This is a genomic window from Streptomyces sp. E11-3 (assembly GCF_046540415.1).
Classification (GTDB): domain Bacteria; phylum Actinomycetota; class Actinomycetes; order Streptomycetales; family Streptomycetaceae; genus Streptomyces.
On record NZ_JAZGRL010000001.1, the window covers coordinates 3,972,517 to 3,998,680 of the forward strand.

General features: G+C 68.8%; 22 protein-coding genes and 1 tRNA gene. 8 read left to right on the forward strand and 15 right to left on the reverse strand.

The genetic code is table 11. The features are described 5' to 3' along the window. Positions 1–33: 33 nt before the first annotated feature. Positions 34–1,305 carry a glycosyltransferase gene (locus U9R90_RS18380; protein WP_411057536.1) on the reverse strand — a complete coding sequence of 424 codons (1,272 nt, stop codon included), beginning with the start codon at positions 1,303–1,305 and terminating at the stop codon, positions 34–36. Positions 1,306–1,415: 110 nt separating this feature from the next. On the opposite strand from U9R90_RS18380, the gene U9R90_RS18385 reads away from it, so the two are divergent. Further along, a complete protein-coding gene (locus U9R90_RS18385; RefSeq protein ID WP_411057537.1) occupies positions 1,416–2,228 on the forward strand; it encodes an ATP-binding cassette domain-containing protein in 813 nt (270 codons plus the stop codon). A 204-nt stretch (positions 2,229–2,432) separates the two neighbouring features. On the opposite strand, the gene U9R90_RS18390 is transcribed toward U9R90_RS18385, so the two are convergent. From U9R90_RS18390 to U9R90_RS18405, 4 genes are all read right to left on the reverse strand, one after another. Next, a complete protein-coding gene (locus U9R90_RS18390; RefSeq protein WP_411057538.1) occupies positions 2,433–2,636 on the reverse strand; it encodes an alpha/beta fold hydrolase in 204 nt (67 codons plus the stop codon). A gap of 144 nt (positions 2,637–2,780) precedes the next feature. Then, positions 2,781–3,179 (reverse strand): VOC family protein, encoded by a 399-nt coding sequence (locus U9R90_RS18395; protein WP_411057539.1) that lies wholly within the window; start codon positions 3,177–3,179, stop codon positions 2,781–2,783. After that, positions 3,176–3,709 (reverse strand): cupin domain-containing protein, encoded by a 534-nt coding sequence (locus tag U9R90_RS18400; protein WP_411057540.1) that lies wholly within the window; start codon positions 3,707–3,709, stop codon positions 3,176–3,178. The genes U9R90_RS18395 and U9R90_RS18400 overlap by 4 nt, the downstream gene beginning before the upstream one ends. A gap of 294 nt (positions 3,710–4,003) precedes the next feature. After that, entirely contained in the window at positions 4,004–4,957 is a 954-nt protein-coding gene (locus tag U9R90_RS18405) for a L,D-transpeptidase (protein ID WP_411057541.1), read from the reverse strand. Positions 4,958–5,093: 136 nt separating this feature from the next. Between U9R90_RS18405 and U9R90_RS18410 the strand changes: the two genes are divergently transcribed. The 3 genes from U9R90_RS18410 (at position 5,094) to U9R90_RS18420 (ending at position 8,018) form a co-directional block, all read left to right on the forward strand. Further along, positions 5,094–5,645 (forward strand): SigE family RNA polymerase sigma factor, encoded by a 552-nt coding sequence (locus tag U9R90_RS18410; protein WP_411057542.1) that lies wholly within the window; start codon positions 5,094–5,096, stop codon positions 5,643–5,645. Continuing rightward, positions 5,635–6,267 (forward strand): L,D-transpeptidase, encoded by a 633-nt coding sequence (locus U9R90_RS18415; RefSeq protein ID WP_411057543.1) that lies wholly within the window; start codon positions 5,635–5,637, stop codon positions 6,265–6,267. The genes U9R90_RS18410 and U9R90_RS18415 overlap by 11 nt, the downstream gene beginning before the upstream one ends. A gap of 908 nt (positions 6,268–7,175) precedes the next feature. Beyond that, positions 7,176–8,018: a PE-PGRS family protein gene (locus U9R90_RS18420; RefSeq protein ID WP_411057544.1), complete on the forward strand. Its 843-nt coding sequence runs from the start codon at positions 7,176–7,178 to the stop codon at positions 8,016–8,018. Here the strand turns inward: U9R90_RS18420 and U9R90_RS18425 are convergent. After that, on the reverse strand, positions 7,948–9,249 hold the full coding sequence (locus tag U9R90_RS18425; RefSeq protein WP_411057545.1) for a hypothetical protein: 1,302 nt from the start codon (positions 9,247–9,249) through the stop codon (positions 7,948–7,950). The genes U9R90_RS18420 and U9R90_RS18425 overlap by 71 nt on opposite strands. A gap of 730 nt (positions 9,250–9,979) precedes the next feature. Between U9R90_RS18425 and U9R90_RS18430 the strand changes: the two genes are divergently transcribed. Further along, complete coding sequence (locus tag U9R90_RS18430) at positions 9,980–10,699, forward strand: hypothetical protein (RefSeq protein ID WP_411057546.1); 720 nt, start codon at positions 9,980–9,982, stop codon at positions 10,697–10,699. A gap of 699 nt (positions 10,700–11,398) precedes the next feature. Here the strand turns inward: U9R90_RS18430 and U9R90_RS18435 are convergent. Beyond that, the gene (locus U9R90_RS18435; RefSeq protein WP_411057547.1) at positions 11,399–12,358 is read right to left on the reverse strand and encodes a hypothetical protein; all 960 of its coding nucleotides are present in this window, start codon (positions 12,356–12,358) and stop codon (positions 11,399–11,401) included. 511 nt (positions 12,359–12,869) lie between these two features. Next, complete coding sequence (locus U9R90_RS18440) at positions 12,870–13,085, reverse strand: hypothetical protein (protein ID WP_411057548.1); 216 nt, start codon at positions 13,083–13,085, stop codon at positions 12,870–12,872. Between the two features lie 282 nt (positions 13,086–13,367). Between U9R90_RS18440 and U9R90_RS18445 the strand changes: the two genes are divergently transcribed. Beyond that, complete coding sequence (locus U9R90_RS18445) at positions 13,368–14,603, forward strand: IS701 family transposase (protein WP_411057782.1); 1,236 nt, start codon at positions 13,368–13,370, stop codon at positions 14,601–14,603. 113 nt (positions 14,604–14,716) lie between these two features. Here the strand turns inward: U9R90_RS18445 and U9R90_RS18450 are convergent, their stop codons facing one another. The 7 genes from U9R90_RS18450 to U9R90_RS18480 all read right to left on the reverse strand — a co-directional run bounded on the left by U9R90_RS18450 (position 14,717) and on the right by U9R90_RS18480 (position 21,879). Next, positions 14,717–16,192, reverse strand: a complete 1,476-nt coding sequence (locus U9R90_RS18450) for an AAA family ATPase (protein WP_411057549.1) — start codon at positions 16,190–16,192, stop codon at positions 14,717–14,719. Positions 16,193–16,764: 572 nt separating this feature from the next. Beyond that, positions 16,765–17,187 carry a PIN domain nuclease gene (locus U9R90_RS18455; RefSeq protein ID WP_411057550.1) on the reverse strand — a complete coding sequence of 141 codons (423 nt, stop codon included), beginning with the start codon at positions 17,185–17,187 and terminating at the stop codon, positions 16,765–16,767. Further along, entirely contained in the window at positions 17,184–17,399 is a 216-nt protein-coding gene (locus U9R90_RS18460) for a type II toxin-antitoxin system VapB family antitoxin (protein ID WP_411057551.1), read from the reverse strand. Before U9R90_RS18460 ends, U9R90_RS18455 begins: the two co-directional genes overlap by 4 nt. Before the next feature lie 81 nt (positions 17,400–17,480). Continuing rightward, positions 17,481–18,272: a hypothetical protein gene (locus tag U9R90_RS18465; RefSeq protein WP_411057552.1), complete on the reverse strand. Its 792-nt coding sequence runs from the start codon at positions 18,270–18,272 to the stop codon at positions 17,481–17,483. Positions 18,273–19,712: 1,440 nt separating this feature from the next. After that, positions 19,713–20,561 carry a hypothetical protein gene (locus U9R90_RS18470; protein ID WP_411057553.1) on the reverse strand — a complete coding sequence of 283 codons (849 nt, stop codon included), beginning with the start codon at positions 20,559–20,561 and terminating at the stop codon, positions 19,713–19,715. Between the two features lie 170 nt (positions 20,562–20,731). Next, complete coding sequence (locus tag U9R90_RS18475) at positions 20,732–21,391, reverse strand: hypothetical protein (protein ID WP_411057554.1); 660 nt, start codon at positions 21,389–21,391, stop codon at positions 20,732–20,734. 400 nt (positions 21,392–21,791) lie between these two features. Next, positions 21,792–21,879 (reverse strand) — tRNA-Ser (locus U9R90_RS18480). Positions 21,880–22,159: 280 nt separating this feature from the next. Between U9R90_RS18480 and U9R90_RS18485 the strand changes: the two genes are divergently transcribed. Next, positions 22,160–24,400 (forward strand): hypothetical protein, encoded by a 2,241-nt coding sequence (locus tag U9R90_RS18485; protein ID WP_411057555.1) that lies wholly within the window; start codon positions 22,160–22,162, stop codon positions 24,398–24,400. Positions 24,401–24,639: 239 nt separating this feature from the next. Beyond that, on the forward strand, positions 24,640–26,118 hold the full coding sequence (locus U9R90_RS18490) for a N,N-dimethylformamidase beta subunit family domain-containing protein (RefSeq protein WP_411057556.1): 1,479 nt from the start codon (positions 24,640–24,642) through the stop codon (positions 26,116–26,118). Positions 26,119–26,164 lie beyond the last annotated feature (46 nt).

Sequence of the window (26,164 nt, forward strand, 5' to 3'; positions counted from 1 at the left end):
GGGCCGGTGACGCGGACGCATGAGTACGGGCACTTAGCCCGCGTGGTCGCGCCCGTCGCGTGCCAGGCGCCGCACGGCCGCCACCACGTGGCCGGCTCCGTCCTCGGCGGCGATGCGCTCGGCGACCCGTCGCGCGCGTACCCGATAGACGGGGTCCTCGACGGCCCGACGCACCGCCGAGGCGAGCCGCTCGGCGGTCAGCTGCCGAAAAGGCACCGGTCCCGGGCTCACGCCCAGCGCGGTCAACCGGGCGGCCCAGAACGGCTGGTCGAGCTGGACCGGCACCGGGACGGCCGGTACCCCGGCGCGCAGTCCGGCCGCGGTCGTCCCGGCGCCCGCGGCATGGACGAGCGCCGCCATCCGCGGGAACAGCCAGTCGTGCGGCACCTCCCCCACGGTCAGTACGTCATCCCCCTGGACCGCCAGCGCGCTCCACCCGGCCTGCACGACTCCGCGTACGCCCGCGGCTCGCAGCGCCCGCACGGCGGTACGGGCCAGGCGTTCGGGATCGGCGGCGACGACGCTGCCGAAACCAACGAACACCGGGGGCGGGCCCGCGTCGAGGAAGTCGGACAGCAGCGGGTCCGGGCGCCAGCCGTGGGGCCGGGCGGGCCACAGGTACCCGGCGACCTGTGCCTCGGGCCGCCAGTCCGCGGGGCGCGGGAGCACGGTCGGGCTGTAGGCGTAGCGGACCGGCCAGCCTCCGCTCTCCCGGCGCGGGGAGCTGCTGTCGGCCCGCTTCGGCAGGCCGAGGCGGGCGCGCAACTCGCGCGCCGTGGAGGCGTACATGCGGTCGGTCGCCGCCAGGACGGCCCGCGCGGCGACCCGGTTGCCCGCCCCGCCGAGCGAGCGGGCCCCGCCGAAGGAGGGAGGGGGGAACTCCCCGGTGGGGGTCCAGGGCTGGAGGTACACGCCCATGCTGGGCAGCCGCAGGCCCTCGGCGATCAGATGCCCGAGCCGCGCCACAGGCGTGGACAGCACCACGACATCCGCCCCCTGCTCCACCGCGGCCAGCACCCCGCGCCCCAGCTCGGGCATGAGCGCCCGCCCCATCCGCATGAGGTGGGCCAGCGCCAGCGGCCCGGTGCTCGCACGGGCCAGCCGCTGACCCGTGGCCGAGGCCAGTTCGGCGCGCGGGTCCGCGGGCAGCGGGCGGAAGTCAAGACCGCGAGCACGCACGGTGGCCTCGAACCCCGCGTGGGTCGCGAGGGCCACCTCGTGGCCGGCTTCCAGCAGCCGCACCCCGAGCCCCGTATAGGGCAGGACGTCCCCGGTCGACCCCGCCGTCACCACGAGAACTCGCACGACAAGGGCAACGATTTCAGCAGGTCAACGACACGGTCGTGGCCGTACGCCGGGCACGCTGAAATCGCCGTGAAATGTCGTTGAGCGCGGCGCCCCGCACGCTCTGGGACATGACCTCACGACAGCAAGCGATCAACGTAACGGGACTCCGCAAGTCCTACGGAGACAAGCTCGTCCTCGACGGCATCGATCTCCTCGTCCCCGCCGGCACGATCTACTCGCTGCTCGGCCCGAACGGCGCCGGCAAGACCACCGCCGTCCAGATCCTCTCCACCCTGATCACCGCCGACGCGGGCGGGCTCCGGGTCGGCGGGCACGATCTGGCCGAGAACCCCGCAGGCGTACGCGCCGCGATCGGTGTCACGGGTCAGTTCTCCGCGGTCGACAACCTGATCACCGGCGAGGAGAACATGCTCCTCATGGCGGACCTGCACCACCTCTCCCGCCGCGAGGGCCGCCGCATCGCCGCCGAACTCCTGGAGCGCTTCGACCTCGCCGACGCGGCGAAGAAGCCCGCCTCCACCTACTCCGGCGGCATGCGGCGCCGNGCCGCCCGGCACGCCGTCCCACCACACGAGCCCCGCCTCCGCACTGGCGAGAGCCGCGACATGGTCGCCACCCCGGCCGTGCCGGGCACTGTCGGCGGCACACCGCAACACCACCGAACTGTCGACCTGCTCCTCCCCGAGGGCGAGCCGATAGCCGGTGGGCGTGCTGGCGATGACATCCACGCCCAACTGGGAACGAGCCCGAGAAACCAGAATCCGCAGCGCGTTCACCGGATTCCCAGGCTGCTCATCGGGCCAGAGCCCCTCCACCAGTTGCGCGGTACTGCACCCCACCCGCAGATCGCCCGCGAGCAGTGCGAGCAGCCCCCGGAGCCGGGGAGCGGTGATCTCCCGCCCGTCGTAGGCCACGCGTGACAGCAGGGTCAACTGGGGCGTCATAGCGAGTAGGTTAGCCACCCCGCTCCGCTGGGGTGATCACGGCGGTGGCAGCAGACGGTGATCGACCCGGCTACCGGCTGGCGCTGGATCCGGCGGCCGACGCCGAGTACGCCGCCGCCGAGTACGCCGACGTCTGGCGCACGGTTCGTCCGTACAGCACGAGCACCCGGGCGAGGCAGCTCAGCGCGTCCGCCCGGGCCAGGCCGAGGTGCTTGAGCAGGGCGGCGACGTCATCCCCATCGACTCCACACGCAGCGGGCGGTCGGTGTCCACCGTACGGCCGTGCCCCTGCAGGTCGACCAGGATCACCCGCCGCCCCTCGGTCAGCCCCGGCAGCAGTGGCGCGAACAGCTCGCCCGCCCCCATCCCGCCGTGCAGCAGCACCAGCGGCTCACCCGCACCCGAGCCGGCCGTCGACCAGGACCCGCCCCGCCGAGGGGCTGTCCAGACTTCCCAGACCCGACGTACAACCCCTTCTCCCGGGCACGCCGCACGGTGTCCTTCAAGTCGCCCGTGGGGAGACGCCCCCTAGCCCCAGGTGCGGGTGCACAGGACGAGGCGGTAGCCGTCCGGGTCGGTGATCGTCGCGCCGTGCTCGTCCCAGTACGGGTTGTGCGCGGGGACCTGGGTGCCGCCGGCGGCGATCAGTTGGGTGATCAGGGCCTCGTCCACCGGGGTCCCCAGGTAGACCACGAACAGGTCGTCCACGGTCGGGGTGGGTTCCAGCGGACGCTCGGGGTCGTGCGTCAACTCGAAGTGCCAGGACCCGCCGGGCGGGCCGACCATGAGGAGGTCGTGCTCGCCCGGGGTGCGCTCGGTGGTGCGCCACAGGACTGTGAGCCCGAGGCCGTCCACGTAGAAGCGTTCCGCGGCGGCGAGGTCCCGCGAGGGGCGGGCCACCCGGACGTGAACGGTGGAGTCGATCATGCCGAGCGCTCCAGGGCGGCCCGCCATGCGGGGCTGTCGACGTAGTGGTTGTCGAAGCGCTCCGCGGACTCGGCGATCTCCTTCGGGTCGGCCTCGCCGCGCATCACCCGGCCGAGCAGGCGCAGGTAGTCGAACCGGCCCATGCCAGGGGTGAACACGAACAGGACGTCCGCCTCGGCGCCGGGCGCCGCGGCGAAGGCGTGCGGGGTGTGCGGCGGCACCGCCAGGAAGTCGCCCGCGTTCAGGACGGTGACCTCGTCGCCCACCAGCACCTGCAGAGACCCGCTGATCACGAAGAACAGCTCCGTCGCCTTGGTGTGAAAGTGCGCCGGAGCTCCGACGGCCCCCTTGCTGAAGGTGGATCGGTAGCTCGTGAAGCCGCCGTCGGCGCCAGCGGCGTCCGAGTCGGCCAGCAGGGTCATCACGCTGCTCGGATCGGCGCAGATCTCGGCGTCCACATGGCGGGTCAGCACGGCCGGGAGGGCGGTGTCAGGCGTGATGGCGGGGGTGGTTTCGTCATTCATGATCATGACTCTACGGTCCGAAGTGCACCACTGACCAGGCCACTTCAGCACCAAAGAACTGGGCCAATTATCGGTGGAACGAGTGCCCGACCGGACCGGCCAGGAAGGGAGAAGCCTGGCCGCCCGTCTCCGGACACGTCAGCGTGGGCGACCTCTGCACCGCGAGCGAGACAGGCCGCCGCGCTGCGAACACGGCTCGACCGCACCTGCCGAGCGGGAGAAGAGGGCTGGTTCGCCGGTGATGGTCGACCCAACGTTCGTGGATCCACGCCTTCGGTGGGTGCGGTGAGCCTTCAGTGGCTACAGGGCACTGCCCTCCTTCCACTGGTCCCACGGCACGTTCCAGTCGCCGTACCCGTTCCCGGGGGCGACCGTCTCCTTGGAGCCGGTGACGCGGATGACGTCGCCGGGTATCACCTCTTCGTAGAAGCGGCGTGCCGTGCCGTCCGTGGCGAGACCTATGCACCCGTGCGTCACGTTGCTGCGCCCCGCGTAGGTGTTGGCCTTCGGGTTCTGGTGGAGATAGGTGCCGGACGTCGTCATGTGCACCGCGTAGTCGTAGTAGTCCTTGTACGCGTCTCCGTAGCCGACGGTCCGGGAGTCCATCAGGACGCGGCGCTGTTTGTCGGAGACGACCATCGTGCCGTTCCAGGTGTCCATTCCCGGGGCGCCCGCCGTGATGGGGACGCGGCGGGTCGTCCCGGCCTTCACCACGGTCATGGTGTGGGTGCGCACGTCGACCGTGGCCACCAGGGAGCGGCCCACCACGACGGTCCTGTCGATGGCCGAGCCCGCCCGGACGGTGATCTTCGTGCCGGGCTTCCAGAAGGCCCTCGGGCGGTAGTCGATCCGCTGGCCGTCATGCAGGTTGCGGTCCTTGACCCAACTCCAGGAGCCCGTGGTGCCGTTGTTCGTCGTCACCTTCAGACGCCGTTCCACCGCGGCGCGTTCGGACGCCGGAACGGGCCGGGCGAACGTCACCGACACCGGCATGCCGACGCCGACCGTCTGGCCGTTGTGGACATTGACCTTGGCGCCCTCGCGCAGCGCCGCGGGCAGCGGCCCGGGCTGCGGGTCGGACCGCTTCTCCGTGCGCGGGGTGTCCTTGTCCACCGTGGCGGTCTTGGCGGGCCGGTCCCCGGTGCCGCCACCGGCACCGCCCGCGGTGTCCTCCCCGGTCCCCTGTCCGCCGCCCGTGCAGCCCACGAGCAGCAGCGCGCCGAGAGCGGCCACGGCCGCCGCTCCCCTGGTCATCTTGTTTCTCCTGGTCAACTGAGCCCCCTGGGTGGTGTGCTTCGATGTACGCGACCTGTACGCACGCCGGAAGGCGCCGGGTTGCACGCAGAAGAAAGAACTTCTGGGATCACAAGGGCGGCATGACGGGGGCGGCATGACGGAGGACGAGTTCGACACGTTCTACGCGTCGGCGTTCCCGCGGGTCGTCGGCCAGGTGTACGCCTTCACCGGTGACTACGGCCAGGCCCAGGACGTTGTCCAGGAGGCCTTCGTGCGCGCCTGGGACCGGCGGCGGGACTTCCTCGCCAGCGAGGCCCCGGAAGCCTGGATCCGCACCGTCGCGATGCGGCTCGCGGTCAGCAACTGGCGGCGGGCCCGGCGGTGGCTGGAGCTGGTACGCCGCACCCCGCCGCCTGGTCAGGCCCCGGGCCCCGCCCTCGAACACGTCGCCCTCGAACACGTCGCTCTCGTCGCGGCGTTGCGGCAGCTTCCGGAAGCCCAGCGCCTGGCGATCGTGCTGCACCACCTGTGTGACCTCAGCGTGGAGCAGGTAGCCTCCGAAACCGGCGCACCGGCCGGTACGGTCAAGGCCCGCCTTTCCCGTGGCCGGGCGGCCCTCGCCAAGCTGCTGTCCGCAAGTGAGACAAGTGAGACCGGCGTACTGGGCGGGAGCGGCGAGAGGGAGGAGGGCGACCGTGTCCGATGAACTCTCCTCCGCCCTGCGCGAGTTGGCCGCCAGCGGCAGGGGGCCCGCCCCCACGACGGGCGCGGAGGTCCGCCGCCGGGCCGTATCCCGCAGACGCCGCCGCCACACCGCCGTCGCGGGCGGCACCGCCGTCGTGGCCGCAGCCCTCGCGTTCGGCCTGACCACGGCCCTCGGCGGCTCGGATTCCGAACGGCGCCCGGCCCCGCCCGCCGCCTCCACTCCGGCCGCGCCGGCCGTCACCGTCGACCTCGGGCAGCGCACGCTGACCCTGCGGGGCCGGGACCTGCCCGTGTCGTCGGGCTCCGCGGACAACCCCACGAAGCCGGGCCGGATGACGGTCGTCGCCAAGTACCGTACGAAGCGGCTCACCAGCGAGTCCGTCGGATTCGGCGGCGGCGAGTACGACCTCTCGCTCTCCTGGGTCATCGAACTGCGCGGCCCGGACGACCGCACCACCTACATCTTCGCCATGACGTACGACGAGCAGGCACCCGGCAAGAAGGACGTCACCCACGGCTCCATCGGCCTGCGCGGGTCCGACGCCAAGTGGCTGCACGGGCAACTGAGTCCGGGCTCCGTGGTGACGGTCGAGGGCAAGGCGCCCGCGGCGGCCACAGACTGAACAGGCCGGGCACCGGCGCGCCCGCCCGCAGTCTCAGCCAGCGGGCCGGGACCGCCAACGGGCTCAGCGGGGCTGTCCTCCGCCTGCCAGCGGATCCTCCGCATCGTCATCTCGGCATGGGCCGGACCGATCGCTCAGCGTGCAGGTCGCGGTAAGGCCCAGAGTGCGCCGCACCCCCAGCCGAGTCAGCGAGCATGCCTCAGCCGTCCAAGACCGGCCTGTCCCGTAGACGTCGTCGACAAGGATCACCGTCTGCCCGGCGAGGTCTGCCCGGCGCGCGTTCACCTCGCCCGGCTCCAAGAATCTCTGATGCGCCTCCCGAGCCGTCTGGCGAGCCAGCTCGACGCTGAACGTGTGCTCCCGCCCCCGCACGGCAACCACAGCCGCCACCGCCTCGGGCCCATCCAGGAGAACGCGTACGCTCTCTCGGCTCGTCAGCACTTCGTAGGCACGGCCAGGTCCTCCTGTCCCATCGTTTGGTCGGGGTTCGCCACCCAGGAAGCCGGCGACACGGGCGGCTACATCGGCATCGTCGGTGGTGACACGCCAGGCGTCCAGAGCCTGAGGGCGTCCCTCGGTTAAACGTCCTGTGTGGAAGCGACCGACTCGGACGGTCGTGCTCTTCGTCATTCGGGATCCTCGGTGGAGCGGAGTGTGGACAAGGCGGCAGCCCGTGCCCTGAAGAGTGGCTCGCCTTGCGTGCTGCAACGCCGACGGCGGTGCGGCGTTCACCATTGTTCTCCCGCCGGGCGGCAATGCGGGGGGCATGCTCAGACTTGGTGGCCAAGGGTCGTCACGCCGATCAGTTGGACGAGCGGGTCGGCCGCCGTCGGGGCCTTCGACTTCTATCTGCTGGATTTTGGCAATCGCCTGGGCAGCGGGATCAACAGAGCTGGCTCAATGGACACATGGAGATGGGTGAACACTGGGCCTACCGAGCGAGGCCGAAGGAGCTGGGCAGCGCGGTTCGTCGCGTCGAGGTCGTAAGGGTAGGCGGTCGCGGCCGGGCTGATTGGCTCCACGTGCGGTTCCTCGACGGTGACGATGCCGGACTGCAGGAGTGGGTCGACGCGACTTCCCTCGCGGCGCGCTGGGAGGACGTCGAGGCGTTCCGCGCGGACGACGCGAGCGAACTAGCCCTGGCCGAGGCGTCGCGGCACGCGCGGGGGAGTGCCGACTTCGAGGCCGCGCGGCTGGTCCTCGGGTTCGTCCGCCCGAAGAGCAAGTTGCGTCTGCGGCGCAGTGTTGGAGACGCCGGGATCCTGGAGATGGGCCGTCTCGACGACAGCGCCCCTCTTGTCGGGATGGACCCCTCGGAGCTGCGATGCGATCCGATGGTCTACGAGAAGCGTGACGCCATGAGCCTGGCCGGGTGGCCGGTCACTGAGCGCATCGCACGACTCGTGGCCGGCCGTCGTGCCGACGACATCCTTCCGGAGGTGGACCGCAGGCAGCAGGCCATCGATCAGGAGCGCACGCAGTCCTCCTGGTACTCCTACAGCCGCCGGGACGACCGCAAGCTGGACGCGGAAGCGGCCGTCCTACGGACCGTCCGGGAGTGGTGTGGCCAGGACAAGGCCGAGCGCTACGACGAGCTGGTCGCCCTTCGGGACGAGGTCGTCCGGCTCGGGAAACTTGTGGAGAAATCGGTGAAGGCCCTACGTGACCGCGGGCACGGTGTCATCGCCTCCACCATTGAGCGCGACCTCGGGGTCCATATCTCCAGCCTTGGTCCAGACGTTCGTCGGTGAAGCTACGCCACCGCTCGGGCTCCGGCACGGGTGGTTCGGCTTCCGCCTCGGGCTCTTCCGTCTTCGGAGGCTTCTCTTTCTCCGGCCGCTGCGGATGCCATCCGTCGAGGAAGGGCCGCAGCTGGTCGCCCGTGGGCTCCGCGTGGAGGCTGTGGGCGGTCAGGCTCTTGCCGGCTACGGTCGGGTCGAGCCGGTCGGCTTCTGCCTTCCCCCACATAGACCACTCGCGAAGCCGCTCGGCTTCGTGGGCGTCGTCCGCAGCGGAGGCGGCCTCATCGAGCACGGCGCAGAAGGCCCGCATCTCCCCTGCGGCCCGCCACCGCGCCAGGGCGATGCCGAACCGGTCGACCCGTACGGCGTCCACCGCCTTGATCGTCGCGACGCTGACCGCCGTTTCCCATTCTTGCCGCGCGCGCTCCTTCTTCTCCGCCTCCCGCTGGCGGTGCTCCTCTTCTTCCTTGGCCTCTCGCAGGCGGCGTTCCTCCTCCTGCCGTTCCCGCCCCTCACGCTGACGCTGCTGTTCCGCCTCCCGCGCCAGCCGGGCCTGCTCCTCTTCCTCCGCGCGGGCCTTCAGCGCCCGCAGGACGGAGTCGATCTGGTCCTCCAACGGCTTCTTGGCGGTGTCAGCCCACTCCTTCTTCCAGCCGTAGCGGTAGCCGTAGCTGTACCCCGATTGCTGGGTCACCTGCAGTTCCAGTTCGCCGGACGGCTCGAACCGGTGGGCCGGGGTGACCCGCTGCCAGTCGTACGTCCGCCGGCCTGGCTGCCTGGGCACGTATCGGACCTGCTTCTGCCGTTCCTTGAAGCTGATCTCGTACGTCCTGCCGTGGACCGTGAGCAACGGCCGCGGCTGCCTGCGCTTCTTCGACACCGCGATCTCGCCGTGCCGCGCGAGGGCCTGCTCGGCGAGGTGTCGAAGGAGAGAGAGCACTCGCGGCAGTACCTCGTCCGAGATCTCAAAGGCGCTGTGGTCCGCGGTGACCGCCGTGATCACGTCCTCGACGTCGGTGAACACTCGGCTGCGTGCCAGGCGGATCCGGTTCCACTCGGTGTCGTCCTCGCCTGTCACCCGGAGCAGGCTGAGGAAGAAATCCCCCTTCGCCCGCCCGCTGTACTTCAGGTGGTAGCCCTCCGGTGCACACTGCCGCGCGGCGTCGAACGCCCGGCGATAGCGGGCCCGCTCCTCGTTGCTCGGGTCCGGGATCCGAAGGAACCGACCGGCCTTCTGCACCTCCGCGATCAAAGCCGCTCCGATGTCCGCTGGTGACTGTCGTGGCGGCCTGAGGGGCCGCGCTGGCGTCGGCTTCGCCCCGGGCTGGGGCGTCGCTTGCCGGCGGGGAGGTGCCGCATCCTCCGGCTTCGACTCGGCTGCTGCCGGCCGTTGTCTGCGTGGGGCTGGCTCTGGCCGGTCCGGATGGTGGCCGTGTTCCAGGTAGAAGCGACCGTCATCGGTGATCGCCGCCTGCCACTTCCCACCATGCTTGGGCATGGTGATGAGGCCCCGGCCCTTGAGGGCACGCGCGGTGCAGGCAAGTTCCGGGCTCTCAGAGGTAACGGGATCCGTTCCTTCTCCGATGCGGGTGAGCAAGGCCAGCTGTCGATCGTTGAGCGGCGACCATCGGTACATAGGGACCGTCGTAGCGGGTGCGGCTAACGGCCCACAAGAGGGGCGCCGACATATCGGTCAACCTTCGGGGCTGGGCGCCCGCAGGTCGAACGCTGTGTTGACCGATTGCGTCGCTACCGCTGCTTGCGTGGAATGAACGTTCCAGCCGACACCGGCAGCTCATTGCACGCGAGTGGTCGATGAGGCGTCTCGGGCAGAGCAGTCGGGGTGACTACTTTCCATTCAGTCGTCTCGCGTCATTCATCCATATCGGCGGACCGACGTCCGAGCGGGGATGGCAGCGCTTCATGCCGGTGAGCCTGTCGTCGCCACTGGAATGAACAGGAGCGAGCCCGTGTCCTTGCTGCCTTCGGCAGACATCTTCAAGTCGATCGAGCTGCAGGTCTCGCAGCTCCTTCGTGGACAGCTGGTCTGTCCGCACGCGCCGGGGCAGAGATGCTCGGCGAGTGAGCACCTCACGCTCTCTGAGGCTAAGGCAGCGGCGGCGCGAGACGCCGTCGATGTCGCGCTGCGCGATGCCTTGTGGCGAGGTGTGGGGCGCGATGCCCACAGCGATGTGCCGAACCTGGCTCGCCGCAGTCAGTTGCTTGCTTTGTACTTCATCACCCCCTACCTGCGGAAGTCGGCCGCGAGAGTGTCGGCTACGTTCTGCGTCGACGTGGCGGATGTGAGGTCCGCGATGGTGTTCGGTGCACTACATGGGCTGGCAATGGTGACCCATGGTAACGATGTCCGCGGCGAGGTCGTTCGAGCCGCCAATGCTGCGGGATGGGCGGTTCCGCGAGCAGATCCGGCGGAGCGGACTACGGATCCGTACAGCCTTGCCGCCTACGGGGGCGGAAGAGATGACGGCTACTCACCCACACGGGGTGAGTCGGGCGTCGAAGTTATCGGCAGTATGGACGCAGCGCTGAGAAAGCGGATCAGCGGCGAACGCATGGGTGCGACCCTGCACCACCTGGGGATCTTGCACGAGTTGCTCGCTCTGGAGAGGGATCAGTTGCCCGAAGGTGATTCTGGCGAACCAGACGGAACTCAGGAGGAGGCAGAGTGAGTTCAACCGAGCGGCCGATGTCACAGTGGCTCTCCGGCTCCCTGCCCATTCGTATCGTGGCAGAACTCCTTGGCCTTGATGCATCGAAGGCGGCTGGGTTGGTGAGAGCGGATCGATTCCCCTGCCGTGTCCGCAAGGTGAAGGGCAGGTACGTGGCTTCTGTGGCGGATGTTATGGAGGCCATGGGGATTGAAGACCCTGTCCTGCGTTCCGCCGACCTGCTCGCCGGAGCCGACTTCGCGAGGTCGCGGGACTGAGATCCCCTGTCGCCGAACAGCTGAGTGCGATATCAGAGGGCACCCTCTGCACTCACTTGCTGGCATCAGGGCTGTACCGCTGCCTGGATCTCATCGTGGTCGAGAGCGAGGGACCGCCCTGGTTCGAGATGTTCGCGGCCACCGTTGCCAGCGGGTACGCGGCGGGCCAGCAGCGGTCACGATGCCCAGCAGTGCTGGGCATCGTGACGGTGGCCGGCAGTTTCACGCATCCGACCGGCGGCTTCCCGCTTCCCCGCTTGCCGGTCCAGCAGTCCCGTGACCCAGCGCGGATCACCGCCGTAGAACGCGCCGCCCCCTCCGCCGCGCTGGGGCGCCCGCCGTGGGAACTCGGGGCCGCGCGGGCTGTGAGGTAGGGAGCCTGCAGTAGTGCAGCACGATATGGGGCCTACTGCCCGCACATTGTGGCGCGGTCCGGGTCGTCCTATCCGAAGAGCCTCACACTATCTCTCCCGAGCCACTTGTCATTGGGGATGGCTGTATGCGAAATGACTTCCGGATAACGATCCGCCAGGTATTCCTGTTGGATCTCCTCACCGGTCGTTCGATCAAGAACGGTCTTAATGCCGCCCAACTTCATCTTCTTCAGGGTGCCGATGGACTCGCCGGAGATAAGAGCGTTGAAGGCTTTGACCGCCTGGGCTGACTGTTGCACACTGTCCCGGCTGACCATCCCCCGGTTCACGCTGAGCATGGTGTTCGTGTACATGGCTCGGGGATCTCGCCCGATGAATTCGCGGCTGGCATCGCCGATGCCATCAAAAAACAAGTCGGCGACCTCGTCCGGCCATGCTTCCGTGATGATTTTGAAGGCCACGATCAAGCCCGTTGCACTCGCATGGCACTGTTTTCCCTTGTTCACTAGGCGGAGGATGTGCTCCTCGTCTACGGGCCACTTCACCACCAGTTCCTGCAGCTCCTCGGCAGTGAGTCGGCCGTTCGTCCAGCGGGTCCAGGAGGATCCTGCTGAGCGGTTGGCGAGAATCTTCAGCGTGGCCGCGTACACGTTGGCGTTGGCCTGTTTCATTTCGGTGATCTGCGCAACGAAGTCGCCCGCAGTGCGGACACGGCCACCATCAATCGCGGTGAAAGTCTCGGGGCTGAGGTTGTACGTGACCTGTGCGGTTACCGACGTACCGGTCTCGATGATCGCCGCGGCGCGGTGCTGTCCGTCGATGAGGCAGCCATGCCAGTCGAGCGCGAACCCCTGATGCGTTGTGCGAAATTCCCCGCTGCGGAGAATGTTCTTAAACTTATCTACATTCGAGCGCTTCAAGGGGACTCGATTGCATGTCCTCCTGGTCATCCAGCCCGAGCACTCCTCGGGCGTCACCTTGATGATTTCGGTGTACACCGGCGGATTGTTTCCGATTTCCCCGGACATGTTGTTGTCCCCTCGCGCTCAGATCATTCCGGTCGCCCAACCAAGGCGAGATGCTTGTCTCGCTCCTTGCGAAGGCTAGAGAGCGGCGCCGTGAGGCACATGCGATGTCCGAATCCCGCCCAATGGGATCAGTAGATGCTCCTTGGTGGCAGCAATTTGACTCTTTCTGATCGTTTTCCTCTCCATGTGGGCGTGCTCGCGGGCTCCGCCAGTATCGAGGCCGTGCAGGTCTCGACTCGACGGTGCCGCCTCAATCTGATCCCTTGGCATCTACGGCGCGACGGACTACTCCGCGCCCTGCTCAGCTACGGCCCTCCGGCCCTCGGTGAGCATCGTGAATGTGATGAGTACGGCAGATGCAGACTTGCCCCGTTTTCCCTCGCTGTACCTGATCAGAAGATCCGGTTGCCCTAGTACTCCAGCTGTAGATCGCGATCTTGCTGGCCCGGTGCCAGGTCTTGGGCCGAATTGATCCCCGTCTCGATTGGTCCGGTCCGATGTGCTTGCTGTCTCAGCTGGACTGGTCAGTGGAGGGGCTGATGGTGCTGTCCGTGCCATAGAAGCGGCCCTGTTCACACAGGGCGTCGATCTCGGCGTTGTCTTCCTCGCTCAGTTGCCCGTCCAGCGCGACACTGATGACGCGTCGGGCTCGGGACAAGCGTCGGGCGACATCCCAGTCGACGATGAACTTGCCGATGGTGTGCTCGTCGGCGGTTCCGAATGCCATGCGGGATCCAAGTTGGTCGAGGGAAACCACGAACTCGTTCAGGTCCTGCAAGACTGCGACGACCTCGTTGAGGGGTATGCGGATCTCTCGGGAGGACATGTCCATCGGCCGACTCAACTCCAGAGCTGGTGCTTCGGCCCGACCGTGATCCTGCTCGTCAGGGCCGGTCCGGGAACGGGTACGGCCACCGGTGATCATCGGTGTGTGAAGACAGAAGATCAGACGGTGGCCGCAGGTCACAGCATAGATCCTGCCCGGTGGCAGGAGGCGTTCGAGGTCCTGATGGGCCGTATCGCGGGACGGTTCGTCAGGGTGGAACCACGGCGGCGGGCACGGGCGTTCGTGCAAGGCTTGCTGTCGGACCTGCCGCGCAAGAACTGCTGGACGCTCGCCGAGTATGCCGGGGACGCGACCCCGTACGGTCTGCAGCATCCGCTGTCGAGGGCCAAGTGGGACGCCGACGCAGTGCGCGACGACATCCGTGGCTTCGTCGTCGAGCAACGGCACGACGACGCGGCAGTCCTGGTCGTCGACGAGACCGGTGATCGCAAGAAGGGCGCCGCCACGGTGGGCGTGCAGCGCCAGTACACCGGCACCGCCGGACGCACCGAGAACAGCCAGGTCGCTGTCTATCTCGCCTACTCCACCCCGCGGGGCCATGCGGCGATCGACCGGGAGCTGTATGTCCCGCGCTCCTGGACCCAGGACCCTGCCCGCTGCCGGGCCGCCGGAATACCCGACACCGTCGGCTTCACTACGAAACCCGCACTCGCCGCCCGCATGATCGGCCGCGCACTGGACGCCGGTGTCACCGCTTCCTGGGTCGCAGGCGATGAGGTCTACGGAGGCAATCCGCACCTGCGAACCGAGCTGGAAAGACGCGAGATCGGCTACGTACTCGCCGTCGCCCACGACCACCAGATCACCACCCGCGCGGGCAAGCTCCGCGCTGACGCCCTGGTCAAGAAGCTGCCGAAGCGAGCCTGGCAAAAACTCTCCGCCGGCGCCGGAGCCAAGGGGCACCGCTTCCACGACTGGGCCCTGGCCGACATCGCCGACGACCGGCCCGGCCACCACCAACTGCTCGTCCGCCGCAACCGGCGCACCGGCGAACTCGCCTTCTACCGCTGTTACTCAGCCACCCGGGTTCCGCTGTCCACCCTGGTGCGGGTTGCCGGACGCAGATGGACGATCGAGGAGACCTTCCAGTCCGGCAAGGGCCTGGCTGGACTGGACGAACACCAGGTCAGGCGCTGGACGTCCTGGCACCGCTGGGTCACCCTCGCGATGCTCGCCCACGCCTTCCTCACGATCGTCCGTGCCGACGAACACGCCCGCCACCCCAGGCCAAACAGACTGATACCGCTCACCTGCAACGAGATCCAACGCCTGTTCATCGCGCTCGTCGTCCAACGCGTCCACGACACGGCCCACCGACTCGACTGGTCCCACTGGCGACGCCGCCACCAGGCCCGATCCCAGGACAGCCACTACCAGCGACAAGCCACTCAGGCTTGAAGATCGCGATCTACAGCTGGAGTACTAGGCGGCTACGGCGCGTGCACGTCCATCAACAGGGCGAGGGGCGTGGCTTGACGGCGCCCGGCGCCCGAGCACGTTCGAAGGGCCCTCTATGTGACCTGGCCGTACAGGACTGCCAGGTCGATCAGTCGGATGTCCGGGTCGGCCGCCGCTGCGGCGTGCGCCTTGTCGTTGAAGCCGTATCCGCTGAAGCAGACGAGCCGGGTGTTGGTGGTGTCGTAGCGGCCCGCCAGGGTGACGAGGTCGCGGATGTGCCGGAGACGTTCGATGTGGGCAGCGCCCATGTTGTCGTTCCACTTGGCCTCTCCGATGGCCAGCAGTGGCGGCTTGGCGCCATCCGCGATTCCGATGACCGCCACGTCGACCTCGTGGCCGGTGCGGGCCTTGGGGTCGCGGACGACGCCCTGTCCGACGCGGGCGGGCAGACCGCCCAGAAGCTCGGGGTCGGCGTGATGCAGCGCCCAGTCGCGGCAGACCTGTTCGAAATGAGGCCCGAGGACATTGCTGACGAAGCGGCGACGGCTGGCCTGCCAGACCCGTGTCGCACTGCCGGGGCGTTCGAGTTGGTCCCAGACGGGTCGCATGATCGCGTGGTAGAAGCCGATCAGTGGTTCGGCGATGCGATAGGTGGGCCGGTTGTCGCGGAAGGCGTCCGCGTCCCGGTGCAGAAGACCCGCGTCTTCGAGGACGTTGATGGGATGGGCGATGTCGGTGGCCTTGCGTTCCAGGTAGCCGGCCATGCCCCCGCGGGTGGCGTTGCCGTCGGCGACGGCGGCCAGAACGGACAGGTACAGGGCGGTGTCGCGAAGGTCGGGTTCCTCGGCCAGTAGATAGCGGGCCTCGCGGAAGAGGGGGGTTTCGGGATTGAGGACGGTGCGGACGACCCAGTCGTCGAAGTCATCCGGACCCCTGGGCGTGTCGCCGCGTGCGAATTCGCGCCGGTAGGCGGGAGTGCCGCCCACGATCGCGTTCACCTTCATGGCCAGGCGAGGGTCGGCGATGCCCCAGAACTCGGCGGCGAGGCGGTGGTCGAGGGGGCGGACGACCAGTTCCAGCCCCGCCCGTCCGCGCAGTGGGGCGTTGCCCGACAGCAGCCGGCCCATGAAGGACAGCGCAGAGCCGCACAGCAGCAGCCGGGTACGGGAGCCGGCGCGCTGGTCACGCAGAGGCCGCAACGCTTCTTGGATGATCGAGGGCAGCTCCGGGTTGGCCTTGGCGAGGCACGGAAACTCGTCGATCACCACGGGGACGGGCCGCTCGGCGCCGAGCGCGAGCAGTGCGTCGACGGCCTCTGCCCAGTTGGCGAAGTGGAACGGGCTGGCGGGATGGACGTGGGCGGTCAGCGCTGTGCTGATCCGCCGTAGCGACTCGGCATCGGCGGCCTCGGTCGCACCGAAATAGAACCCTCCGGCGGCACGGCAGGCGGCATCCAGCAGGAACGTCTTGCCTTGGCGGCGACGCCCGGAGACCACACCCAGGGTCGCTCCTGGCTGAGGATCGGCGATGAACCGGCTCAGCGCTGACCACTCGTAATCCCGGTCGAACATCTCGGCAGGCTTGTCCACGAGCTAGCTCCAGATATAGAAGTACGCCTACATAAAACATACTCCTATCTCCTGGTGGTGCTAGCAGCATGCGTCTGCCGGTCCGGGCGTTCGGGGCTCGTCGGGAAGGCGTCGCGGCACATCGCAAAGAATGTCGGGAATGTCATAAGTTAGTGAGACTGAAACTGAGACCAGAGCATGCTGAAGACCCCGGCCGCTGAAGCGGTCCGGGGTCTTCAAGTGCCCGGTGAGGCACTGGCGGAGGATACGAGATTCGAACTCGTGAGGGGTTGCCCCAACATGCTTTCCAAGTCTTCGCCTGGCCGTTCTGGACGGTACAAGAACGTCCTGACCTGCAGCTCCGCCGACCCAGATGGGGTTTCTGAACGGTTCTGTACGNGCCCGGTGAGGCACTGGCGGAGGATACGAGATTCGAACTCGTGAGGGGTTGCCCCAACATGCTTTCCAAGTCTTCGCCTGGCCGTTCTGGACGGTACAAGAACGTCCTGACCTGCAGCTCCGCCGACCCAGATGGGGTTTCTGAACGGTTCTGTACGTCGGTGAATGCAACCAGAACTGCAACTGCGCATCGGCTACTTGCCCGGTTCGGGCCCGTACCACTGCAGTGCCTGACCGGTGACGGCGGCGATGCAGTCGAAGTCACGGTCGCGGTGCAGCAGAGTCAGTCCCTGAAGCTCTGCGGTGGCCGCCACGATGAGGTCAACCGCTCCGGCGCTACGGTGCTGCCCGCGCTTGGTGAGTACCTCCTGGACCTGCCATGCACGGTCGTGCGCGCGGTCGTCGACGGGCACCCAGCCGAAAAGCAGCCGTATGTCCTCGATGCCCTGCGCCCGGTCCGCGGCGGACCGGGCGCTGTAGAAGAATTCGAGCTCCGTGATGGGGCAGGTCGCGATCAGCCCAGCCGCTGCGGCCTGGTCCCAGCCGTACTGCTCGGCGTCAGCGCGCATAAACCGTGCGAGCGCGCTGGTGTCGATCAGAAACTGTGCCGCGTTCACCTGCGGTAGTTCCGCTTGTCTTCGAAGAGATCCAGGTCGAAGGCGCCTTCGTCGGCCGCTGCCCGCAGCCGCGCGAGCGCGAGCGCGCGCCGCCGGTTCTCCAGAACCTCGCGCAGGGCGGTGTTGACGGTTTCCTTCTTGGTGCTGGTGCCCAGAGCCTTGGCCACGTCGGCGACCAGGCCGTCGTCGAGATCGATCACAGTCCGGGTCATCGATGCACCTCCATAGATATCCAATGTGTCTCTGAGTATATCTCGCGAGGTGCCGCAAGCGTGAGTCGCAGAGAAGGGTGCCTACGGTGAGCCGTCGTCCGGTCGGCAATCGGGCAGCGTGCGGATCTCGTCGCCCAGCTCGGGGGCGTAGACCTCATGACCCCGGGCGAAGCTCTTGAACACTGCAGGCCCGGTGCGTCGATCGACCGAGGAGGGGTAGCAGATCTCCATTTGCTCGCATTGATCGCACAGGAGGCTGGCCACGAGGGGCGCCAGGGCGAGTGGACCCTCTGAACTCAGCACGTAGAACGTGTCGTTGGCGACAGGCTCGGCCCATGTGAAGGACTGACACTCGAAATCGGGGTGGTCTCCCGTTACGCGCTGCATGACTACTTCAAAGGCTCGTGGTCTCGGCCGATAGCTGCACGAAAGGGTGAGAAGCCACGGGGCGCCGCTGAGGAATTCGGCCTTTACCAGGGCCCGTTCGAGCTGCGGTCTGAACTCGACCACGCGTAGAGCGGATTCCTGCGGGCTCCGGGGCTTGTCGCCGTGCGATGTGCGGTTGCGTTCGTTCTGCAGGGCCCGGAGATCTGTGAGGATCCCCGGGGTTTCGCCGTCGTCCTGGAGAGCGTTCCGGAGGCCGGGGATCAGGTCGGGCTGGGTGTGGGCGATCGGTCCGAGGTGCTGGTCGAGCCAATTCGTCCACGTCCCGAACGTAGTGCGCTGGAGGCCGTTTCGCAGCGCAGCCAGCCCCCGCCGCGCTCGATCTCGCTGATCACTGTCGCCGGTGACACGGCCATCGATCTGTCCTTGAAGCAGCGCCGCCCCGGTGACCGTGAGGGTGATGGCGAGAATCTCGGCAGCCTCGAGCATTGCCTCGTACTGGTCCTTCGGGGCGTGTGCCCGTTGGAGTGCTCGTACGGCGCGGGCGAGGGGGTGTGGCAGCGATTCCCGGGCGGTCACGAGTGCTTGCGAGGAGCGCGGAGGTTGACGGCCGTCTTCCCGGTGCACGCTGCTGGTCGGCACAGTCGGCGACGGCTGGGGAGTCGGCGCGGGGGTAACCGGGCGTTGTGGGGCGTGCCTGGAGGGCGGCGCCGGCCCACCGGGCCGAGGCGGCCGTACGGTTGTTGGCCCAGCGGTTTGGGCCGGCACCCGTGGCGCCGCGCTGGGTGGCTCCTCCCGTCGATGCCTCCGCCATCGGCGGAAGAGCAGCCGCAGCCAAGCTGGGAATATGCCGAACAGCGCGATGAACACGACGATGGCGAGGAGGGTGTCCAGCCATGTCGGTAGAGCGCTCGGTTCTTTACTGGACGGAATTGAGGCAGCCGCGAGAAGTCCCCAGCTGATGGTCATCCAGAACGCCCAGTCCCGGTACACGGGGGCGTCGAACAGTCCGAGCACCGCGTTGCGCCGCTTCGGCCGGGCCAAAGGCGGAGGCGACGACGGGACTCTGGCGCCACTGTCCATAGAACTATGGTGCCTCTGGGCGTCGTCCGAGAACAGTGCCTCGTAACACTCAGCTGATGCTTCTGAAGCATAGGGTGACAGGGCGGTTCGAAGGTCCAAAGCAGTCGAGGGGCGACGAGATTGTGACTCTGGGCGTCTCGGTTCCGCACCGAAATCCATGCCTTGCGAGGCCGCCGCACTGCGGGTTTCCTCTTGTCGGGTCCAGAGGCGTCCAGTCGTTCCTTGGTCTGCGGCTCCATGGCCGGTCGCGGGACAACGGCCGTGCCGTGGCAGCGGGGTTCGGCGAGGGCCGGGAGCGTGCTGGCCTGCGGCGGAGCGGGTGATCGTGGGGGGTTTCGAACGGCGCCGGACGGGGGTAAACGAGACCAAAACTGAGACCAGAGAGAGTCAGGTTGCCCGTGATCAGCCACGGCCAGTGTTGGTGTGAGGACCGCATCAGCAAGGGGTGTCGGGGCGACGTTCAGCCGGCGTTCTCCTCCATCGCCCTGGTGGGATAGGCGTACATGCCCGGCCCGAACTCAGTCGCCGGGCGGCGGGCCTGGCACGTCGTCCGAGGCGCGAGACCCAGCGTACGGGTGGGAACCGCACGCGGCTGGGGCTGCCTGCCATCCTCCCCGCCAGTGTCGTTTCATCTTGCCGAGGCGGACTGGAGCCACGGGGAGTGTGCGTTGTCGTGTCGGCCACGCCGCGAGTGTTATGGCACGGCCGGCCCGTACGGAGCTGACCGGCCTTGTGGCCGCTCCCGCCGCGGCTGTCGTGTCCTCCGATGCCCCCGGCCCTCCCCGAACTGTGAGCGGGGAGGGGCGTGCATGAGCTCGGGTGGAGTCTTGCCTCAATGCCTATTGGCTACTTCTGATCGGACGCGTTTGCGGCCGAGAGCCCTGCTTCGGGCGTCAGGTAGCCGATCCCGGCATCCACGATCCACTCGGCAGCTGTGGGATCGAGTTTCCACGGGCTCCCCAGCAGCGTGGAGCGCAGAACATCGCGGTCCTCCACGGAGGTCGGCTCGACGCCCAGTCTCTCCCTTCGCTCCCCCTTAGAACCCCAATGAGGCTCGGTCGCATCGTCAAGGACGCGAATGAAGCGTTCGACGCGGTCGGGCCATGTGGGATGCGCCCACCACTGGGAGCAGGCCAGGGCACCGTGGCAGGCGGTGCGGAGGAGGCCGAATCGGACGCCCTTGTCCTCCATCTGTCCGGTAAAGCCGCCGAGGGCCCGATCCGCTTGGTCCTCGTACTCTTCGAGGTCTTCCCTGGAACGAGCCAACTCGCCGAGAGTCATGCCGGTGGGGAGCCTGCGCTCAGCATGCGTCAGCCATCGGAAGATACGACCGACAAGGACGTCCACATCCTCCACGTCGGTCTCTTCCAGCGCGCTGCTGCTCGCCGAAATGATTCCGGACTCGATACACCAACCCTTCAGACGTCGACGTACGGCATCCGTGGTGTAGCTGTTGATGCGCATCATGTCGCCGTCCGACAGTCGGCCTTCGGCGTGCCAATTCTCGACGCAGCCGTTCCGCCAGGCACCGTTGGTGATGCCGATCGCCACGAGATCCAGCAACGTGGCCAGGTGGCTGGGGTCAACGCCGGCCTTGCTGCGAAGGGTCTCCTCCATGACCTCGTCGGTCATCATGGCCTGCGCTTCTTGAATCATGCGCTGCACTTCAGGGGACATGTCGTTGTCGTTAGCCATGCCAGGCGGCCTCTCGCGCGTCGTCGCGTGTGTGCAGTTGAGGGTAAGGGTGAGCAGTGACAGTGACCGACTGGCAACGGCACTTTGCGCTTTGCCTAGTTCGGCCGCTGACGGCTCCTGAAGGGCACGGTCAGGGCGCGTGCTTTCGGGTTCTAGGTTGCTTCACAAAATCAGCGGTTGCGTCGGCGGGATGCCTTGGCTTGCTTCTGCCGCTTGCGCCGCGCTTCCGCCATCCGCCGCTGGGCTTTGAGCCTTGCAGTGTCTTCGGGAGTGCGCATCGCGAGGAGGAACGCAGCCTCCACCGCTGTCTCGTCGTCCAGTAGCCACGGAGGACACGTGCCGGTCAGGGCTTCGGTGTCTGCGTCCACGGCTTCCTTCAATGCGTTCAGCAGGTCCTCGCCGCGTTCGTACTCCAGCAGTTCGAGGGGATGGCCGTACACGCAGCCGGAACCGACCGGCGTCTCCCGGAACTCGCAGGAGTCGTAAGCGACGACGCCGCCCTTATGCCCGCGGGCTTCGCCAGGCGGTATCTCTTCGCCGTAGGAGTTGGCGCCTTGCCCGCGGCGGGCTTCCGGCCCTCCGAGGAAGGGGCAGACCATCGCGCTGTAGATCATGCATGACCGGTGCCCCGGGCCCTCCTGGGTTGGTGCCATGTTGCGGAACTTGTCACCGACTCCGCGTGAGAGCACTTCCGCCAACATCTCGGTTTCCTCGGTATCCACAACCCGCCACACCGGGCCGGGCGGCATCTCCCGGCCGCATACGGTGCATCTGCGCTGCGTCAGACAAAGGAACACACGTCTCATGCTCAGCGAGGCGAACTGGGGCATGCCTCCTTCCCACGGTGTGATCGCCGGGATGGGGTAGCCACGAGGGTCACGAGGACGAGCGGCAATTGCAGGAGGCATAGGCACGTCGGAGGGGCGCATGTGACCCACAGTAGTTGCGCGATACCGCGTGCGACTGGCGATTGCTGAGACAGGCGACCTGTGGCCGTACCGCGTCGGGGTGTTGATCCTTGGCGGAGTCGCGGCGACTGCCTGGTGGCTGTGGCGTACGGATCGGCTCGTGCGCGGGCGGGAGCCAGTGGTGGCAAGAAGAGGCGGTGAAGGCCGGTCACCGGACGCTCGCCGAGATCCGACCCCGTCCGATCACCGCAACTGGGAGCAAGCACGTCGAAGGGCCCCACCGCGAACGGTGGGGCCCTTCGAGTCGTGCCCGGTGAGGCACTGGCGGAGGATACGAGATTCGAACTCGTGAGGGGTTGCCCCCAACACGCTTTCCAAGCGTGCGCCCTAGGCCACTAGGCGAATCCTCCGCCGCAAACAATACAAGACGTTGAGGAGTGCTCGCGAACTCGATCCCACCCCGATNCCCGGATCTGACACCTGATCCGGGCCCCACGCGTCTACAGCTTTACCCAAGGCCATTCCATCGAGTGAGCGCTCCCGAATACGGCTGACGTGCCCCAACGCCCCAACTAGGGTGCGGCGCAAGCATTCCGGCACTTGGCCCACCGGCATTGCGATGTCAGTGGTGGGTGTCACAGTGGGGGAGTGAGCAAAGCCGTCGCAGGGCAGAGGGGGTGACGTCGGGTCGTGTCCGGAACCAGTTTCAGTGGCGAGGCGGGAGCGCGGGCAGCGCGCTCCCGGGCGCTCGCCGTGCTGCGTATTCGCAGCAGGGCGCTGGCGGTCGCGCTGCTGCCCGCGGCGGTCGCCGTGGTGCTGCTCGTCGCCGCCGGTACGGGGCGGATCGGCGGCGGAGGCGGTGGAGGCGGCCTGGACCTCGCGCTGTGGCTGCTGACTGTCGGGGCGCTGCTGGTGTTGCTCGCCGCTGCCGGGGTGGCGCTGGTCGTCGCCCGCGCGCGGCCCGCGCTCAGCCCCACCGTCCCGATCACCGAGGAGTCGGCCCCCGATCTGTACCGCCTGGTGCGGGACCTCGCCGACCGCCTGGAAGTGCCCGCGCCGTCGGCCATAGCGCTCACCCCGGACTGCGACAGCTGGCTGGAGGACCGCACCCATCCGGCCCAGGGCCAGCCGGGACCACGAGTTCCGCGCGGCCCGGGTGACCGGGCGCGCTCGGTGGCTCCTGTGTTGGTCGTCGGCTCTCCCTTCATGTGGTGGATGCGCGTCGGTGAGCTACGGGCGGTGCTCGCCCCGGTCGTCGCCGGTACGGGCCCGTCGGCGCACCCCGACATAGCGGCGGCCCGGCGCTTCGTCCGCGGCCTGGACGCCGCGGTGGCCGTCGCGTCCCGTCCCGGGCGCGGTCCGGTGTCCCGTGCCGTCCTGTCCGGTGTCGGCTGGATCTCCCGGCTGCTGCTGCGGGCCTGCCGTGGCCATGCCGCCGAGATGGAGCGCGGGGTCGCGGCCGCCGCCGCCGAGCGTGCACAGACTGTGGACTACGGTCCGCGGATCGTCGCCCAGGAGCAGGTCGGCCTCGCGTACGCGGGCTGGGACCGGCTACTCACCCGGGTCGCGCTGCCCGCCTGGCGGATGGGCCGCTGGCCCTCGCGGCTGGACGCGGGCGTGGTCTCCGCCCTCACCGAGCTCTCCCGGCGCGACCGGCTGGCCGACGGCTTCGCCTCCCGGCTCGGCGAGCGCCCCGCCTGCGACCTGCTTGAGGAGCCGGGGAGCGTGGACGAGGCCGCATCGTTGCTGGCCGCCCGGCTGTTCCACGGCGGACCGGCGGAGCAGACTCCGGACTGGTCCCCTGTGGGCTGGCAGGAGTACCCGGAAGAGGTCGTCGACCGCAAGTGGCGCATGGACGCCGCGAGGCTGCACCGCGTCCTGGACACGCTGGGCGGACGAGGCGCGGGTGGGCGAGGCGCGAGCGGGCGAGGCGCGGGCGACCGGGTCCGGGCGCCAAGCGCCGGGCGCGGCCCGGATCTCGGCACCGGGCGCGGCGCGGATCTCGGCACCGGGCGCGGCGCGGATCTCGGCACCGGGCGCGGCGCGGATCTCGGCACCGGACGCGGCGCGGACCCCGGCACCGGACGCGGCGCGGACCCCGGCACCGGACGCGGCGCGGACCCCGGCACCGGACGCGGCGCGGACCCCGGCCTCAAGCCCGCCGCGGGCCCCGGCTCCGGCACCGGCGCCGGCGCCGATCTGGTCGCGAGGCCAGACACCGAACCGACGGCTGACCCGACGGCTTCCCCGACGCATGACCCGACGGCCGAGCTCATAGCCAACCCCGAGCCCGTAGCCGACCCCGAGCTCATAGCTGATCCCGAGGGCATAGCCGACCCCGAGGTCCCGACTCTGAACCGGGTCATCGACCACCTCACCGGCACACCCGTGCCCGAGCCGACGGCAGGGGCGACGTCCGAGATCACGCCGGGGCCGACGCCCCAGATCAGGCCAGGGGCCAAGCCGGATCCGGCTTCGGAGAACCCCGCGGAGGCCGCGTCCGAGCCCGTCACGCGACCCGTGACGGACACGGAGAGTGATCCCGGAGAGATCCTGGCCGCGCGGCTCACCGCCGAGGTGGCCCGCGAGGAAGCAGCCGCTCCCCCGCCGACACCGCCCGGCCTGGGTCCTGACGACGGGCTCTGGGACGACGGACAGCTGCCGCTGTTCCCGCTCCAGCCGCCCCGCACGGGACGGGAGCTGCTCGCCGACCACGTCACCGCGATGGTCTGCTGCGCGGCGATCGACACCGCGGGCGCGGCCCCCGGCTTGGACTGGCTGGACGGCCCCGCCCTGCTGGTCGCGGGTGAGCGGGCCACGGACCTCGGCCCACGGGTCATGAGCCTGGTCGAGGACGGTGACCCCGACCCCCTGCGGGACTGGCTGGCCCAGCGGGGCGTACGACCGGAGAAGCCGGTGCGCCTGGTCTGACAACCGGTCGGCAGGGTCTGGCGGACCAGCACGCCGGACCTGGCGGACCGGGCCCGAGCCCGAAGCCCGCCCGAAGACCGCGCGAAGCACGCGTGGACCGAAGGCGGAGCCCATAGTTCCGTTTTCGCCAATTCGCGACGAACGGTGACGGAGTGAGTGCGTAATGTGATGTGCTGGGATCGGTCGCTGATTCAGCCAGTCGGCGCGCGGGCCTCGGGGGAGCGAGGGAGGGGAGCGACATGAGCGCGGAGCAGATCCGCCGGTGGGAGTCAGGGGCGCTGGCGCACGCCGTGTCAGACCCCTTCGGGCAGGGCCCCCTGCCCTGGCTGCGCGACGGTGAGTACTACTTCGACGACACCGGGAAGGTCGTCCCCTGGTACGTCGACCACGCCCAGGCCCCCGGCGCGGGGATCCCCAAGCCCCGCACCAGCGGCCCCCGCAGCGCGGACGACGTACACCGGCAGATCAAGGGCTTCACCACCACCGGCGCCGCGGCACCCGGCGAGGCGATCGACTTCCATGTCACCGTGGACCCGCCGCAGCAGTTCGGCGTCGACATCTACCGCATCGGGCACTACGGCGGCGACGGTGCCTCGAAGATCACCACCAGTCCCCGCCTCTCCGGCATCGTCCAGCCGCCGCCACTCACCGCCGACCGCACGGTCTCCTGTCACCACTGGTGGCTGTCCTGGCGGCTGCAGATCCCCAGCTACTGGAGCATCGGCGCGTACGTCGCCGTCCTCACCACCGCCGACGGCTACCGCTCCCACATCCCGTTCACGGTCCGCGACAGCCACCCGGCCGACCTGCTGTTGCTCATGCCGGACATCACCTGGCAGGCGTACAACCTCTACCCCGAGGACGGCCGCACCGGCGCCAGCCTCTACCACGCCTGGGACGAGCAGGGCCGTCTGCTCGGCGAGAGCGACGCCGCCATCACGGTCTCCTTCGACCGCCCGTACGCGGGCGCGGGCCTGCCACTGCACGTCGGCCACGCCTACGACTTCATCCGCTGGGCCGAGCGGTACGGCTACGACATCGCCTACGCCGACACCCGCGACCTGCACGCGGGCCGCGTCGACCCGACGCGCTACCGGGGCCTGGTCTTCCCCGGCCACGACGAGTACTGGTCGGTGCCCATGCGCCGTACGGCCGAACTCGCCAGAGACCACGGCACCTCGCTGGTCTTCCTCTCCGCCAACACCATGTACTGGCAGGTGGAGCTCGGCCCCTCGCCCTCCGGCGTCGCCGACCGGCTGCTCACCTGCCGCAAGCGCCACGGCCCCGGCCGCCCCGCGCTCTGGCGCGAGATCGACCGCCCCGAGCAGCAACTCCTCGGCATCCAGTACGCGGGCCGGGTCCCCGAGCCGCGCCCCCTGGTCGTACGGAACTCCGAGCACTGGCTCTGGGAGGCGACCGGCGCGTACGAGGGCGACGAACTGGCCGGAATGGTCGCGGGCGAGGCGGACCGGTACTACCCGCGCACCGCGCTCCCCGAGCACCAGGGCCGCATCCTGCTCGCCCACTCCCCGTACGAGGACGGCGACGGCGCCCGCCGCCACCAGGAGACCTCGCTCTACCGCGCCCCGTCCGGCGCCCTGGTCTTCGCGTCCGGCACCTTCGCCTGGTCACCCGCGCTGGACCGCCCCGGCCATGTGGACGCCCGTATCCAGCGAGCGACCGCCAACCTCCTGGACCGCATCTGCAAGCGCGACTGAGTACATGAGACTGAGCAGCGACTGAGCCACATCACCTCCGCCCACC